Annotated in this window: 1 pseudogene; it reads left to right on the top strand. The window is 46.1% G+C overall.

Annotated features, from left to right (window positions below):
- Positions 1-1,331: pseudogene (locus QLS31_RS16280) on the top strand (hypothetical protein); the annotation flags it as partial.

Below are 1,331 nucleotides of genomic sequence, written 5' to 3'. Positions count from 1 at the left end.
TGATACCTTGAACGGTGCTCCTGTGGTAGCTGCTCAAGTGAACTTGACTACTGTTTCAGCGGATGCTGGAATCACGCTTTCGGGTACTGATGTAGTAGTCGCTCCGGGTACGCCTGCAGGTGCTTACACTTTGGTTTACCAAATCTGTGAAATTCTAAATCCAACCAATTGTGATAACGCTACTGTTACAGTAACGGTTACTGCTCCTGCTATTGTCGCTGTTGATGATGCTGGAACTCCGGTAAACGGATTTACTGGTGGAACAGCCTTCACTAATGTATTGACTAATGATACCTTGAACGGTGCTCCTGTGGTAGCTGCTCAAGTGAACTTGACTACTGTTTCAGCGGATGCTGGAATCACGCTTTCGGGTACTGATGTAGTGGTGGCTCCGGGTACGCCTGCAGGTGCTTACACTTTGGTTTACCAAATCTGTGAAATTCTAAATCCAACCAATTGTGATAACGCTACCGTAACTGTTACGGTTACCGCTCCTGCTATTGTCGCTGTTGATGAGGCTGGAACTGCTGTAAACGGATTCAACGGTGGAACAGCCTTCACTAATGTATTGACTAATGATACCTTGAACGGTTCCCCTGTGGTAGCTGCTCAAGTGAACTTGACTACTGTTTCAGCGGATGCTGGAATCACGCTTTCGGGTACTGATGTAGTAGTCGCTCCGGGTACGCCTGCAGGTGCTTACACTTTGGTTTACCAAATCTGTGAAATTCTAAATCCAACCAATTGTGATAACGCTACCGTAACTGTTACGGTTACCGCTCCTGCTATTGTCGCTGTTGATGAGGCTGGAACTCCGGTAAACGGATTCAACGGTGGAACAGCCTTCACTAATGTATTGACTAATGATACCTTGAACGGTGCTCCTGTGGTAGCTGCTCAAGTGAACTTGACTACTGTTTCAGCGGATGCTGGAATCACGCTTTCGGGTACTGATGTAGTAGTCGCTCCGGGTACGCCTGCAGGTGCTTACACTTTGGTTTACCAAATCTGTGAAATTCTAAATCCAACCAATTGTGATAACGCTACTGTTACAGTAACGGTTACTGCTCCTGCTATTGTCGCTGTTGATGAGGCTGGAACTGCTGTAAACGGATTCAACGGTGGAACAGCCTTCACTAATGTATTGACTAATGATACCTTGAACGGAGTAGCGGTTGTAGCTGCTAAAGTTAATACCACTTTTGTGTCGGCAACTAATACAGGAATCACGCTTTCGGGTACCAATGTAATTGTTGCAGCGGGCACCCCTGCCGGTTCGTACACTTTGGAATATAAAATCTGTGAAATACTGAATCCAACCAATTGTGATA

The organism is Flavobacterium sp. XS2P24 (assembly GCF_030010285.1).
In the GTDB taxonomy this organism is placed as follows: domain Bacteria; phylum Bacteroidota; class Bacteroidia; order Flavobacteriales; family Flavobacteriaceae; genus Flavobacterium; species Flavobacterium algoritolerans.
The sequence above is the reverse complement of the archived record's forward strand: the minus strand, read 5'-3'. Positions and strand labels throughout refer to the sequence as shown.